The 14,281-nt window shown below is 52.6% G+C and carries 10 protein-coding genes; 3 read left to right on the top strand and 7 right to left on the bottom strand.

Annotated elements, in window-relative coordinates; all coding sequences use genetic code 11:
• Nucleotides 1–18 precede the first annotated feature (18 nt).
• Nucleotides 19–291, top strand: a complete 273-nt coding sequence (locus GF617_RS09520; RefSeq protein WP_181621815.1) for a DUF3811 domain-containing protein — start codon at nucleotides 19–21, stop codon at nucleotides 289–291.
• Here GF617_RS09520 and rluF read toward each other — a convergent pair whose 3' ends face one another.
• On the bottom strand, nucleotides 292–1,161 hold the full coding sequence (rluF, locus tag GF617_RS09515; RefSeq protein WP_181621814.1) for a 23S rRNA pseudouridine(2604) synthase RluF: 870 nt from the start codon (nucleotides 1,159–1,161) through the stop codon (nucleotides 292–294).
• 195 nt (nucleotides 1,162–1,356) lie between these two features.
• On the opposite strand from rluF, the gene GF617_RS09510 reads away from it, so the two are divergent.
• Nucleotides 1,357–1,617, top strand: coding sequence for an addiction module antidote protein (locus GF617_RS09510; RefSeq protein ID WP_181621813.1), 261 nt, complete (start codon nucleotides 1,357–1,359; stop codon nucleotides 1,615–1,617).
• On the opposite strand, the gene GF617_RS09505 is transcribed toward GF617_RS09510, so the two are convergent.
• Both GF617_RS09505 and metH read right to left on the bottom strand, forming a co-directional pair.
• A complete protein-coding gene (locus GF617_RS09505; protein WP_181621812.1) occupies nucleotides 1,614–3,245 on the bottom strand; it encodes a Na/Pi cotransporter family protein in 1,632 nt (543 codons plus the stop codon). The two genes, GF617_RS09510 and GF617_RS09505, sit on opposite strands and share 4 nt — an antisense overlap.
• 113 nt (nucleotides 3,246–3,358) lie before the next feature.
• Nucleotides 3,359–7,042, bottom strand: a complete 3,684-nt coding sequence (metH, locus tag GF617_RS09500) for a methionine synthase (RefSeq protein WP_203451562.1) — start codon at nucleotides 7,040–7,042, stop codon at nucleotides 3,359–3,361.
• A gap of 193 nt (nucleotides 7,043–7,235) precedes the next feature.
• Here metH and iclR point away from each other — a divergent pair, with 193 nt between their 5' ends.
• Nucleotides 7,236–8,063, top strand: a complete 828-nt coding sequence (gene iclR / locus GF617_RS09495; protein ID WP_181621810.1) for a glyoxylate bypass operon transcriptional repressor IclR — start codon at nucleotides 7,236–7,238, stop codon at nucleotides 8,061–8,063.
• Nucleotides 8,064–8,103: 40 nt separating this feature from the next.
• On the opposite strand, the gene aceK is transcribed toward iclR, so the two are convergent.
• The 4 genes from aceK to metA form a co-directional block, all read right to left on the bottom strand.
• Complete coding sequence (gene aceK, locus GF617_RS09490) at nucleotides 8,104–9,831, bottom strand: bifunctional isocitrate dehydrogenase kinase/phosphatase (RefSeq protein WP_203451561.1); 1,728 nt, start codon at nucleotides 9,829–9,831, stop codon at nucleotides 8,104–8,106.
• Nucleotides 9,832–9,879: 48 nt separating this feature from the next.
• Complete coding sequence (aceA, locus tag GF617_RS09485) at nucleotides 9,880–11,184, bottom strand: isocitrate lyase (protein ID WP_203451560.1); 1,305 nt, start codon at nucleotides 11,182–11,184, stop codon at nucleotides 9,880–9,882.
• A gap of 31 nt (nucleotides 11,185–11,215) precedes the next feature.
• Nucleotides 11,216–12,817, bottom strand: coding sequence for a malate synthase A (gene aceB, locus GF617_RS09480; protein WP_203451559.1), 1,602 nt, complete (start codon nucleotides 12,815–12,817; stop codon nucleotides 11,216–11,218).
• A 270-nt stretch (nucleotides 12,818–13,087) separates the two neighbouring features.
• Nucleotides 13,088–14,017: a homoserine O-succinyltransferase gene (metA, locus tag GF617_RS09475; RefSeq protein ID WP_181621806.1), complete on the bottom strand. Its 930-nt coding sequence runs from the start codon at nucleotides 14,015–14,017 to the stop codon at nucleotides 13,088–13,090.
• Nucleotides 14,018–14,281: the final 264 nt, after the last annotated feature.

The following is a 14,281-nucleotide window of genomic DNA, read 5'->3' as shown; positions in this document are numbered from 1 at the left end:
CCACAGGAGGCTTCAGCGATGGCAATACCGAGACTGACCCAGAAAGACATGACGGAAAGCGAGCAGCGTGAACTCAAAACCCTGCTCGATCGCGCCCGTATCGCACATGGCCGTACGCTGACCAATGCCGAAACCAATCAGGTTAAAAAAGAGTACATCGACAAACTGATGGCTCAACGCGAAGTCGACGCTAAAAAAGCCCGTAAGTTGAAGAAGCAGCAGGCTTATAAGCCAGATACCGAATCCACGTTTTCGTGGTCGGCAAATACTTCAACACGTGGAAGGCGCTAATTAGCGCCCTTTCTTTTTGCGACCTGGTTGAACAAAGCGTTTCCCGGCAGGTTTTCCGCGATCTTTTTCGCTGGATTTAGGTGCGCTCACGACAGGACGTTTGACGCTCTGGGTTTTGGGTTTTGCCTTCGCTTTTGGCTTCGCCTCTGACGACGAATTCTCAATAAGCTTAAATAACTCAATCAGCTCATCACCTGTCAGGTCACGCCATTCTCCCAGCGGAATACCGGAAAGGCTGACGTTCATGATGCGCGTACGCTCCAGCTTCGTCACTTCATAGCCAAAGTGTTCACACATACGACGGATTTGGCGGTTTAGTCCCTGAACCAGGGTAATGCGAAACGCAAACGGCGCTTCTTTTTTCACCTTACACTTTTTCGTGACTGTTCCAAGAATCGGTACACCCGCCCCCATGCCACGGATAAATTCATCGGTGACAGGTTTATTGACCGTAACGATATACTCTTTTTCATGGTCGTTGCCCGCGCGCAGGATTTTGTTCACCAAATCGCCGTGGTTGGTGAGAAAGATCAGCCCTTGCGAGTCTTTATCCAGACGACCAATCGGGAAAATACGGCTACTGTGGTTCACGAAATCAACAATGTTGTCTCGCTCACCCTCTTCCGTGGTACTGACGATACCCACTGGCTTGTTCAACGCGATAAACACCAGGTCTTCTTCATCTCTTGGCTCGATAAGTTGACCATTCACTTTCACCACATCACCAGAAACAACCTGATCGCCAATGGTGGCGCGTTTACCGTTGATAAACACGTTACCCTGCTCGATGTAACGGTCAGCCTCACGGCGCGAGCAAATTCCGCTCTCGCTGATGTATTTGTTTAATCGGGTTGATTGAGTTGGCAGCATAATTTCTCCTGTAGAGGCGAAATATACCTTAGGTTTGGGCAGGTAAAAAGATCAGCCTACGGTAACTAAGACGGGTTTTTTAGTTTGCGAGATGCTTTCCGGATTTAGCGCCCTGTCATTTGCCTGCATGCTCATACCTTTTAGTTTTGCTTTCCAGACACAATCATTTGTAGTTTATAAATTACAGTGAGTAATATGAAGGAGATCGTTCAGACAGAATCCTTCCGCCGCTGGGAGCAAAAACTAACAGATCGGCGAGCAAAGACGATTATCGCTAAAGCCCTGGGCGTTGTCGCGCGAGTCAAAGGAATGTCAAACATTTCACAGCAAACCGGCTTATCACGGGAGCAGCTTTACCGGTCATTCAGTGATAAGGGAAACCCAACGCTTAGAACCACCCTAGCGGTCATGAAAGCATTGGGTTTTGGGCTAACAATCAAACACGCTGGAAATTAATAATCATCCCGCTCATCATCTTCATCGGGCTGTTCCATCACGCTATACGCCACAGAACAGAACAACGAGTTAAGACGTTTCATATCGCCCAGCAACCCCAGATGCAGGGAGCTGGTCTCAATGCTCTGCACGTTTTGCTGATGCAGACGTTCAACGTGCGCATGTGAATAGCGGCGGTTGAGGATCCGGAAACGATGTTTGTTACGGCGCAAGCGTCGTGCACTGGGGACGTCACCCGAGAAGAAGACCGACATTGCCAACTGGAGGTTACTCAACAGTTGTTCATGTAGTGCCTCAAGCTCTTTTAACCCTTCGATGGAAAACGCGCGACGCGCGGCCAGCGACTTATCTGCAATCTCGCTCCCCATGCGTTCGACGATATCCGATGCCTGTTCCAGGTTGAGTGACATCTCGATAATCTCCGCCCAGCGGCGCGACTCTTCCTCAGCCAGCTCATCCTGCGGCATACGCGCCAGATAGAGCTTGATGGCGGTATAAAGCACGTTGATGTCGTCTGCCAGTTTGCGCAGCTCTTTCTCTTCGCGCGGTTCGCCATGCATCACTTTTTGTAAACCTTCGAGCATCTGTTCCATGGCATCACCCATACGCAACGTCTCACGGGCAGCATTGGCAAGCGCAAGTGCCGGTGTATCCAGTGCCGAGGTATCCAGGTGCTTAGGTTTCAGGCGAGGGTCCAGCTCAGGCTCGTCACGGATCATCCGTTTACAGAATCGCGCCATGGGTTCCGCAAAAGGAACCATCGCCAGGCAACGGATGAGGTTGTAGAACACGTGGAAGTAGATAACCAGTTCGGCATCCGGCAACGGTAGCTTGTGCATGACGTCTGCCAGGATATGGACGAACGGCAGGATGATCAGGCTCCCCACCAGCTTAAACAGCAAGCTTCCTAGCGCAACGCGGCGTGCGGCTGCATTAGCCGCGCTGTTATTGAGCATCGCCAGCAGGCCTGAGCCCAGGTTAGCACCGATCACCAGACATAGCGCCACCGGGAAGGAGATCGCCCCTGCACTTGCCAGCGTGGCCGTCAGCAATACAGCGGCCAGACTGGAATAACTGATAATGGCAAAGACTGCGCCGATCAGCGCATCCAGCATAATATCGCCCGTTAACGAGGCGAAAATCACCTGCACGCCATTGGCCTGCGTAATCGGTGTGACTGCCTGGACAATCAGCTCCAGCGCCAGCAGGATCAGACCAAGACCAATGCCCACACGACCAAGCTGCCCTGAGCGTGTCTGCTTGCGACCGAGGAAAAAGATAACGCCGATAAAAATCAGCAGTGGTGACAGCCAGGAGAGATCGAAGGTCAGAATACGCGCCATCAGCGCGGTCCCGACATCCGCACCGAGCACAATCACCAGTGCTGGAGTCAACGCCACCAAATCTTGCGCCACAAACGAGGTGACGAGCATCGTGGTGGCGTTACTGCTTTGAACCAGCGCGGTGACGCCAATACCCGCGCAGAATGCGAGCGGTTTTTTCTCCACACTGCGGCTCAGTACGGTACGTAAACGCGCGCCAAAGACACGCATGACGCCGGTACGGACAATATGCGTGCCCCAGACCAGCAGCGCCACGGCAGAAAGCAGGTGTAACAGAGTCAGCACGGAAGTGGGTTCTCCTTATCGTTATGTGTTCCTTCATCCAGTATAAGGGTTTAAACACAAGAAAGAGACAGGGCGCCCAATGAGCGCCCTGTTTGTTGTAAGGAAAAGTGACGTTAGTCCGCGTCGTAGCCGAGATTTGGCGCTAACCAGCGCTCAACGTCTGACACGCTCATCCCTTTACGCTGCGCGTAGTCTTCCACCTGGTCGCGCTGAAGCTGCGCAACCGCGAAGTATTTGCTGTCAGGGTGACTGAAATACCAGCCAGAAACAGATGCACCTGGCCACATGGCGAAGGATTCCGTCAGCTTCATCCCGGTGTGAGTTTCCACATCCAGCAACTGCCAGATCGTACCTTTCTCGGTATGCTCTGGACATGCCGGATACCCCGGAGCCGGGCGGATCCCCTGATAGTTTTCGCGGATCAGCTCTTCATTACTGAGATTTTCATTGGCAGCATAACCCCAGTGCACTTTGCGCACGCGCTCATGCAGGTATTCTGCGAAGGCTTCCGCCAGACGGTCTGCAATCGCCTTAACCATGATTTTGTTGTAATCATCGTGCTGCGCTTCGAAGGCATCTGCCAGCGCATCTTCTTCCAGGCCGCCGGTCACGGCAAACGCGCCAATATAGTCGGCTTTACCGGAAAGTTTTGGCGCGACAAAATCGGCCAGACAGTAGTTGGCAAAACCCACTTTCTCAGTTTGCTGACGCAGATGGCGGCTCACCGCCAGCACATGGGTTCGCGTTTCATCACGATAGATTTCCACATCATCACCGACACGGTTGGCCGGGAAAAGCCCGACTACGCCACGCGGGTTGAGGGTTTTCGCAGCACTCAACTGGTCGAGCATATCGTTGGCATCCTGGAACAGACGTTTCGCCTCTTCGCCTACCACCTCATCTTCGAGGATGCGTGGGTATTTACCCGCCAGTGACCAGGTCATAAAGAACGGCGTCCAGTCGATGTAGTTGCGCAGAGTTTCGATACTGGCTGAAACCTCCTGCACGCCCAGGCGGTGCGCCACCGGTGGCGTATAGCTGGCCCAGTCGAATGCCAGGTCGTTATCGCGTGCCGCTGCCAACGTCACCGGCGGGGTTCGCGGTTTCTTACGGGCGTGCTGAATGCGGACGGTTTCGTACTCTTTGCGGGTTCTTGCAACAAAATCATCGTGTTGTGTATCAGACAGTAATGCAGAAACCACACCGACGGTACGTGAGGCGTTCTGGACATAAACCGTTGGCCCACTGTAATTCTGCTCGATTTTGACGGCCGTATGCGCTTTTGAGGTCGTCGCCCCGCCAATCAGCAGCGGAATGGTAAAGCCCTGGCGCTCCATCTCCTTCGCAACGTTAACCATTTCATCCAGAGACGGGGTAATAAGGCCAGACAGACCAATCAGGTCGGCGTTAACTTCACGCGCGGTTTTGAGAATTTTGTCCGCCGGGACCATCACGCCCAGATCGATAATTTCGTAGTTATTGCATTGCAATACCACACCCACAATGTTCTTGCCGATGTCATGGACGTCACCCTTCACGGTGGCAATAACCATCTTGCCGTTACTGGAGCCTTTTTCTTTACTGGCTTCAATATACGGTTCCAGATACGCCACGGCCTGTTTCATCACACGCGCGGATTTCACCACCTGCGGCAGGAACATTTTGCCCTCACCGAACAGATCGCCCACCACGTTCATACCATCCATCAGCGGCCCTTCAATGACCTCTATCGGACGCGTGGCCTGCTGGCGAGCTTCTTCAGTATCCAGCTCAATAAACTCGGTAATGCCTTTGACCAGTGAATATTCCAGACGTTTTCTCACATCCCAGGCACGCCATTCGGCCTGCTGGATGTTTACAGCATCATCGGATTTACTGCCGCGATATTTTTCCGCCAGTTCCAGCATGCGCTCGGTGGCGTCATCACGACGGTTAAGGATCACATCTTCTACGCCGTCGCGCAGCTCTGCTGGCAGATCGTCGTAAATCGCCAGTTGCCCGGCATTCACGATCCCCATGTCCATGCCATTACGGATGGCGTAGTACAGGAACACGGCGTGGATGGCTTCACGGACCGGGTCGTTCCCCCTGAATGAGAAGGAGACATTGGAGACACCGCCCGAAATCAACGCGTGCGGCAGCTCGCGTTTAATGTCCTCACATGCCCCGATAAAATCCTGAGCATAATTGTTGTGCTCTTCAATACCCGTTGCCACCGCAAAAATGTTCGGGTCGAAGATAATATCTTCCGGCGGGAAACCAACGTCTTCCGTCAGAATTTTATACGCACGACGGCAAATCTCGATTTTACGTTCGCGGGTATCTGCCTGGCCGATCTCGTCAAAGGCCATCACTACCACTGCAGCACCATAGCGGCGGACCTGCTTCGCATGGTGGATAAAAGGTTCGATCCCCTCTTTCATCGAGATAGAGTTGACGATCCCTTTCCCCTGAATGCACTTCAGTCCCTTCTCGATGACGTCCCATTTTGAGGAGTCGATCATGATCGGCACGCGCGCGATGTCCGGCTCACCGGCAATCAGGTTGAGGAAGCGCACCATTGCCGCTTCAGCGTCGAGCATCCCCTCATCCATGTTGATATCGATAATCTGCGCCCCGCTTTCCACCTGCTGGCGAGCCACGTCTAACGCTTCGTTATACTTCTCTTCTTTAATCAGACGCTTGAACTTAGCAGAACCGGTTACGTTGGTTCGTTCACCGACGTTCACAAACAGGCTGTCATCGCCGATCGTCAGCGGCTCAAGACCGGCAAGACGACAGGCTACCGGCAGTTCAGGCAGCTTGCGCGGCGGTAACCCAGCAACAGCATTGCTCATGGCAGCAATATGTTCCGGCGTCGTACCACAACAGCCCCCGACGATGTTCAGGAAACCAGATTCAGCCCATTCACGGATTTGCGCCGCCATGGTGTCCGCATCAAGATCGTATTCGCCAAACGCGTTCGGCAGGCCTGCATTAGGGTGTGCAGTGACATAACACTCAGCAATGCGGGAAAGTTCCTGCACGTATTGGCGCAGTTCATCTGGCCCCAGCGCACAGTTAAGACCGAAGGTTAGCGCATCGGCATGCCGCAGAGAGTTATAGAAAGCTTCGGTCGTCTGGCCGGAAAGCGTACGTCCTGAGGCATCGGTGATTGTGCCGGAAATCATGATCGGCAGATCAACACCCAGCGCGTCGAACTCTTCTTTTACTGCATATATCGCGGCTTTGGCGTTGAGAGTATCGAACACCGTTTCGATCATAATGAGATCGGAACCCCCCTCCACCAGTGCTTTGGTTGATTCACGGTAAGCGGCCACCAGCTGATCAAACGTAATATTACGGAATGCGGGATCGTTCACATCGGGCGAAATGGACGCCGTCCGGTTCGTCGGCCCGAGAACGCCGGCGACATAGCGTGGTTTTTCCGGCGTGCGAGCGGTCCATTCATCGGCGCAGGCACGAGCCATCTTCGCCGCTTCAACGTTGATTTCCGCCGACAGGGATTCCATCTGGTAATCCGCCATGGCAATGGTTGTCGAGTTGAACGTGTTGGTTTCAACGATATCCGCGCCCGCCTCGAAATAAGCGTTGTGGATAGCCGCAATGACCGACGGTTTACTCAGAACCAGCAGGTCGTTGTTCCCTTTCAGATCGCAAGGCCAGTCGGCAAAGCGCTCTCCACGGAAATCCTCTTCACTCAGACGATAGCTCTGGATCATGGTTCCCATGCCGCCGTCCAGCACCAGAATTCGTTCATTTAACTGCGCACGCAGTTGCTCTACTTTGCTGCTCACACTTGCTCCCGACAACGCTCAACCAGGCCAAAAGGCCAGCAGTCCATACTGGCATAATCTCGCAGGGTGGAAAAGTCACTCAGCGGTAACATGAGACATGTTCACCATCACTCCTCCGATCAGTCAGGATAACGGTTGCAAAATCACCAAATAAAACGAAAATGATTTCCACGATACAGAAAAGGAGTCCGTCATGGTCGCTACCGTTCCCGCTAAACGCGGCAGAAAACCTGCTGCCACCACTGCCACACAACCCGGCGGCCAGGTTCAATCACTGACGCGTGGTCTGAAACTGCTGGAATGGATAGCTGAATCGCACGGCAGTGTTGCGCTGACAGAACTGGCACAACAGGCGGGCTTACCCAACTCCACCACGCACCGTCTGCTGACCACCATGCAACAGCTAGGTTTTGTGCGACAGGTCGGCGAACTGGGCCATTGGGCGATTGGCGCGCATGCATTTATCGTCGGCAGTAGTTTCCTGCAAAGCCGTAATCTGCTGGCGATTGTGCACCCTATTCTGCGCAAGCTGATGGAAGACTCTGGTGAAACGGTGAACCTGGCGGTGCTGGACCAGAGCGATCATCAGGCGATTATCATCGACCAAGTGCAATGTACGCAGCTTATGCGTATGTCTGCGCCAATTGGCGGTAAGCTACCGATGCATGCCTCAGGGGCGGGCAAAGCATTTCTGTCGCAATTAAGCGAAGAGCAAGTGACCGGTTTGCTGCACCGCAAAGGGTTGCATGCCTACACTCACGCCACCCTGGTGTCACCGGTACATCTGAAAGAAGATTTAGCCCTGACCCGCAAACGTGGTTACTCGTTTGATGATGAGGAACATGCGCTGGGTCTGCGTTGTCTGGCGGCCTGTATTTTTGATGAGCACCGCGAACCGTTCGCTGCAATCTCGATTTCAGGCCCGATCTCCCGCATGACCGATGACCGCGTAACCGAGTTGGGTGCGCTGGTGATTAAAGCGGCAAAAGAGGTCACACTGGCCTACGGTGGGATCCGTTAAGATTGAATGCGGCTTGATGTCCTCTCCCACAGGGGGAAAATCAAGCCGCGTACCTCACGCAAAAACGCTGCCGCCGGCGGTAGGCGTACACATCTTCCACATGCCCATTTTTAATCCGCGTTTGCAGGCCACGCCAGTAGCTGGCACGGAACAGGTCGTCATGCATCTCTTCAAATAGGGGTCCGATACGCGGGTCGGCACACAGCCAATGACGGAACTCTTCCGGGAAAACGTCGCCAGGCGAAACGCTGTACCAGGGCTCACCGGACAGTTCATCTTCAGGGTAGCGAGGCTGCGGGATATCGCGGAAATTCACCTCGGTCATATAGCAAATTTCGTCGTAATCGTAGAACACCACGCGTCCATGACGTGTGACCCCGAAGTTTTTGAACAGCATATCGCCAGGAAAAATGTTGGCAGCAGCAAGCTGGCGAATGGCATTGCCATACTCTTCGATCGCATCTCGCAGCGCCTGGCCTTCTGACTTTTCCAGCCAGATATTCAGCGGAACCATACGTCGCTCGATATAAAGATGGCTAATGACAATTTTGTCGCCAAGATCGGTGATCTTGCCGGGAACCTCCTGCAGTAAAAGCGCCATTAATGCGGGATCAATCTGCTGTTTATCCAGCACGAAGTTTTCAAACTCCTGAGTATCCGCCATCCGTCCGACGCGATCGTGCTCTTTGACCAGTTGATAGCAGGCCCGAACGTGTGCGGCAGTCATCTCTTTCTGTGGGGCGAATTTATCCTTTATCACCTTGAATACTCGGTCAAAACCCGGCAGGGTGAAAACCAGCATCACCATACCGCGAATCCCTGGCGCCTCGATAAATTGCTCGTCGGCGCTGGCGATATAATGGAGATATTCCCGGTAGCTTTCTGTCTTGGCGTGTTTCTGGCAACCAATTGCCATATACAATTCAGCGGTGGTTTTTCCCGGCAACAATTCACGCAGCCACTCCACTAACGCGGCGGGCAGTGGGGCATAAACCATAAAATAGGACCGGGCAAAGCCAAAAACAATACTGGCCTCGGCGCTGGTTGTCAGGCAAGTATCGACAAACAATTCCCCATCATCAGTGCGATGGATCGGCAACAGGAAAGGAACCGTGGCGGACGGTGTGACCAGCTTTCCCACCAGCCAGGCCGCTTTATTACGATAAAATAGCTCATTCGCGACCTGCAAATGGCTGAGGTTTAACACTTCATCCCCGAAGGTTTCGCGAAGATGTGCAGTGACATAGCCAATATCCCGGGACTTATTCTGCCAGGGTAAGCGTAACGGTAAATCGGTTAATACACGGTGCAGTAACGTCTCCCAGCCGTGGTCGGGATGAAAATCTTTCGCCAACGGACGTGGGATGGAGCGGAAGCGACGTTCAGGTTGTGAGCTAAAAATAAATAACCGCTCAGGAGATAACGAGCGGTGGTCAAATAACCGACAATAGACGGAGTTGAAAAAGCTCTCCGCAATCTCGAAGCGCGGATAATCCGGTAATAAGTGGGTGTAGTGCTCTTTCACGCGCAGTAAAAATGCCGCCTCCGGACTTTTGCCATCCGTGATACAGCGTAGCTGCTCTACCACCAAACCCACATGGTGATCATAGAGGTGAATACGCTGCTTCATCGCCTGCTGGACAGCATGCCAGTCGGCTTGTTCAAACCGCTGTTGCGCACCAGATGTGACTTCCAGAAAACGGCCATACTGCGCGTCAAAGCCTTGCAGAATGGTTTGTGCAATCAATAATTCCAGACCGCGCGGCATACCTTCCCCCTCACCCAACCCTCTCCCCGAGGGGAGAGGGTGAAAACATCAGAATTGTGCTTCTTCGGTTGATCCCGTTAAGGCGGTGACGGAGGAAGCGCCGCCCTGAATAATGGTGGTGACTTTGTCGAAGTAACCTGTTCCCACTTCCTGCTGGTGAGAAGCAAAGGTGTAACCCTCTTTGCTGGCGGCAAACTCTGGCTGCTGTACTTTTTCAACATAGTGCTTCATGCCTTCGCCCTGCGCGTAGGCATGAGCCAGGTCGAACATGTTGAACCACATGCTGTGAATACCCGCGAGAGTGATGAACTGGTATTTGTAGCCCATCTCTGACAACTGCTGCTGGAAACTGGCGATAGTTTTGTCGTCCAGATTTTTTTGCCAGTTGAACGATGGCGAACAGTTGTACGCCAGCAGTTTGCCAGGATATTTCGCATGAATGGCATCGGCAAAGCGCTTCGCCAGTGCCAGGTCTGGGGTGGAGGTTTCGCACCAGACCAGATCCGCATAAGGTGCATACGCCAGGCCACGGCTGATCGCTTGCTCAATACCGGCGTGCGTACGGTAGAAGCCTTCGCTGGTGCGCTCACCGGTGATGAATTCACTATCGTAGGGGTCGCAATCGGATGTAATCAGATCGGCAGCATCTGCATCAGTACGGGCAATAACCAGCGTCGGTACGCCCAGGACATCGGCTGCCAGACGTGCAGCAACCAGTTTCTGAATTGCTTCCTGAGTCGGGACCAGTACTTTACCGCCCATATGACCGCATTTCTTCACTGACGCCAGCTGATCTTCGAAGTGTACGGCCGCTGCACCGGCCTCAATCATCGATTTCATCAGTTCAAAGGCGTTCAGTACACCACCGAAACCGGCTTCAGCATCAGCAACGATCGGCAGGACGTAATCCACAAAACGCGGATCGTTTGGCTCGATGCCTGCAGACCATTGGATCTGATCCGCACGGCGGAAGGTATTATTGATCCGATCCACAACAGAAGGGACCGAGTTTGCCGGGTAAAGGGACTGATCCGGATACATACTGGAAGCCAGGTTCGCATCTGCCGCAACCTGCCAGCCAGAAAGATAGACGGCTTCAATACCCGCTTTCGCCTGCTGCAAGGCCTGGCCTCCCGTCAGCGCTCCCAGGCTATTGATATACCCTTTTTTGGAACCACCGTGCAGCAGATGCCACATTTTCGCTGCGCCAAGCTGTGCCAGCGTGCATTCCGGATTGACCGAGCCACGTAATTTCACCACGTCCTCTGCGCTGTACGGGCGGCGAATGCCTTCCCAGCGCGGTTGTGTCCACTCTTTCTGTAATTCTTCGATTTGTTGGGTACGGGTTTTCATGTGCAGATGCTCCATATTGTTATGTGGTGGATTACGCCAGCAGGCGGTAGCCAGGCAGGGTGAGGAAATCGATTAATTCATCTGATGTGGTGATTTGCTCCATCAGGCGCGCGGCATCATCAAAACGTCCGCTGCTGAAGCGGTATTCGCCCAGCTCGTTCTGGATAACCAACATCTCTTCGGCCAGCATCTGGCGGAACAGGGATTTCGTTACCGGTTTGCCGTTGCTGAGTGTTTTTTGGTGGTGGATCCACTGCCAGATAGAGGTACGAGAGATCTCCGCCGTGGCCGCGTCTTCCATTAGGCCGTAGATCGGTACGCAACCATTACCGGAAATCCATGCCTCGATGTACTGCACTGCAACGCGAATGTTAGCGCGCATGCCTTCTTCTGTACGCTCGCCCTCACAAGGAGCCAACAGCTGTGCCGCCGCCGTTGGGGCATCAGCTTCACGAGTCACAAACAGCTGGTTTTTATTGTCGCCCAGAATCTGATTGAAAACGTCCATCGCGGTATCCGCAAGGCCGGGGTGAGCAACCCATGTACCATCGTGGCCGTTACGCGCTTCCAGCTCTTTATCCGCTTTCACTTTGTTCAGTACCTGGTTATTTCGCTCAGCGTCTTTACTCGGGATAAACGCCGCCATGCCGCCCATCGCAAATGCACCACGCTTGTGGCAGGTCTTAATCAACAGACGCGAGTAGGCGCTCAGGAACGGTTTATCCATCGTCACAACCTGGCGATCGGGCAGTACGCGGTCGGCATGATTTTTCAGCGTTTTGATGTAGCTGAAGATGTAATCCCAGCGACCACAGTTCAGACCGACAATATGGTCGCGCAGCGCATGCAGGATTTCGTCCATCTGGAATACCGCAGGCAATGTTTCAATCAACAGCGTCGCTTTGATCGTCCCACGTGGCAGATTAAAACGGTCTTCGGCATAGCTGAAGACCTCGCTCCACCAGGCGGCTTCCTGCCATGACTGTGTTTTTGGCAGATAGAAATAGGGGCCGCTTCCTTTTGCCAGCAGGGTTTTGTAGTTGTGGAAGAAATAGAGTGCGAAATCAAAAAGACTGCCGGGGATTGCTTCGCCGCGCCAGGTCACATGCTTTTCAGGCAAATGCAGGCCACGCACGCGGCAAATCAGTACTGCCGGATTCGGTTTGAGCTGATAAATTTTCCCGGCTTCGTTGGTGTAGCTGATCGTACCGTTAACAGCATCACGCAGGTTGATCTGCCCTTCAATCACTTTGCGCCAGTCTGGAGCCAGTGAGTCTTCAAAATCAGCCATAAAGACTTTCACGTTCGCATTCATGGCGTTAATCACCATTTTGCGCTCCACCGGGCCGGTGATCTCGACGCGGCGATCCTGCAAATCCTGGGGAATACCACGAATTTTCCACTCTCCATTTCGAATGGAAGCAGTTTCCGAAATAAAATCAGGCAATTTACCGTCGTCAATTTCCTGTTGTTGCTGAATACGTGCCGCCAGCAGCTTATTACGCTTTGGTGTAAAGCGGGTCACCAGCTCGGTCAGGAATTCGACGGCATCTGGCGTCAAAATTTGTTGTTCTTGTTCGCCATGTGGCTGGTTAAAGGCCAGTTCATCTGCCGTGGTTGCCTGTTGCGTCATTTCTCTGCTCCTCATCAAAGATCCAAAAACACTCTCCCGATGCGAGCGAAAGATCGTTGTGTCATTTTCGCTCAGCAGAATTAAGACTATCCGTTATTTTTTCAAAATCAAAAACAATTTCCATTTTTAATTTAAAATGAAATTAATGCATTGATTATTAAGGAGATAAATATTTATTTACTGTCGGAGATTGTTTCGGAAATAAAAAAAGCACCCGAGGGTGCCTGATTTGGAATGCTGAAACGCTTTAGGATCGCTTAGTGCAGAAGATTACTCCAGTGTTGGATTCATGTGTCGCAGATCGTACGGTGTAATTTGGTACACGTAATAGTTGAGCCAGTTGGTAAACAGCAAATTGCCGTGGCTACGCCAGGAAGCTGGCGGTGTTTTTTGCGGGTCATTTTGGGGGAAATAGTTGTACGGAACATCAGGGTTAAGACCGGCTTCCTGATCGCGGAAAAATTCAGCCGCAAGGGTATGCGCATCATACTCAGGATGCCCGGTAACAAAAGCAATACGTTTATCTTTGCTGGCAAACAGGTAAGCATCACCGTTTTCCGTTTCGGCAAGAATATCCAGATCGGTGTAATCACGGATCAACTGTGCCGGGAAATCGGCATACCGGGAATGCGGGGCCAGGAAGGAATCATCAAAACCACGGGTGAGTAGTGCGTGAGGATGAAGGATATGGTGCTCGTATACGCCAGAAAGCTTCTCGGTGCGTGTTTGCTTAGGAATGCCATAAAGAATATTCAGTGCGGCTTGTACCGCCCAACAGACAAACAGCGTCGAGGTAACGTGATCTTTTGCCCACTCCAGAACCTGCTTGATCTGCGGCCAATATGCTACATCGTTAAATTCAACCAGACCAAGCGGCGCGCCCGTCACGATCAATCCATCGAAGTTCTCATCGCGGATATCGTCGAAGTTACAGTAGAAGTTGTTGAGGTGCTCAGTGGGTGTGTTACGCGACTCTCTGGCATCGATACGCAGCAGCTGGATATCAACCTGCAGTGGCGAATTCGAAAGTAAACGCAGGAACTGATTTTCTGTTTCGATCTTTTTGGGCATCAGGTTGAGAATAAGCACCTTCAGCGGGCGAATTTCCTGACCTGTAGCACGTGATGCCGTCATTACGAAGACATTTTCATCACGCAAGAAATTGACGGCTGGTAGCTCGTCCTGCACCCGAATCGGCATAACCTTATATCCTCACAACATACGTATAAACGTTTAGACATCCAGATAGCTAACGATACCCAGAATTAACCAGAATGTCGAGTCTGCAGGAGTAAGGTGAGAAAGTTTCAGGGTGAGGCTGACGAAAATATGCAGGTACACAGATGCAAAAAACCCCGGACCTTACGGACCGGGGTTTCCTGCTTAATTGATGCCTGGCAGTTCCCTACTCTCACATGGGGAGACCCCACACTACCATCGGCGCTACGGCGTTTCACTTCTGAG

This window comes from Lelliottia sp. RWM.1, from assembly GCF_016859735.1.
GTDB lineage: Bacteria > Pseudomonadota > Gammaproteobacteria > Enterobacterales > Enterobacteriaceae > Enterobacter.
The sequence above is the reverse complement of the archived record's forward strand: the minus strand, read 5'-3'. Positions and strand labels throughout refer to the sequence as shown.

Excerpts from the sequence above, each read along its gene's own strand:
- GF617_RS09520 (WP_181621815.1), top strand. The coding sequence starts at position 19 with ATGGCAATACCGAGACTGACCCAGAAAGACATGACGGAAAGCGAGCAG.
- rluF (WP_181621814.1), bottom strand. The coding sequence starts at position 1,161 with ATGCTGCCAACTCAATCAACCCGATTAAACAAATACATCAGCGAGAGC.
- GF617_RS09510 (WP_181621813.1), top strand. The coding sequence starts at position 1,357 with ATGAAGGAGATCGTTCAGACAGAATCCTTCCGCCGCTGGGAGCAAAAA.
- iclR (WP_181621810.1), top strand. The coding sequence starts at position 7,236 with ATGGTCGCTACCGTTCCCGCTAAACGCGGCAGAAAACCTGCTGCCACC.
- aceK (WP_203451561.1), bottom strand. The coding sequence starts at position 9,831 with ATGCCGCGCGGTCTGGAATTATTGATTGCACAAACCATTCTGCAAGGC.
- aceA (WP_203451560.1), bottom strand. The coding sequence starts at position 11,184 with ATGAAAACCCGTACCCAACAAATCGAAGAATTACAGAAAGAGTGGACA.
- aceB (WP_203451559.1), bottom strand. The coding sequence starts at position 12,817 with ATGACGCAACAGGCAACCACGGCAGATGAACTGGCCTTTAACCAGCCA.
- metA (WP_181621806.1), bottom strand. The coding sequence starts at position 14,017 with ATGCCGATTCGGGTGCAGGACGAGCTACCAGCCGTCAATTTCTTGCGT.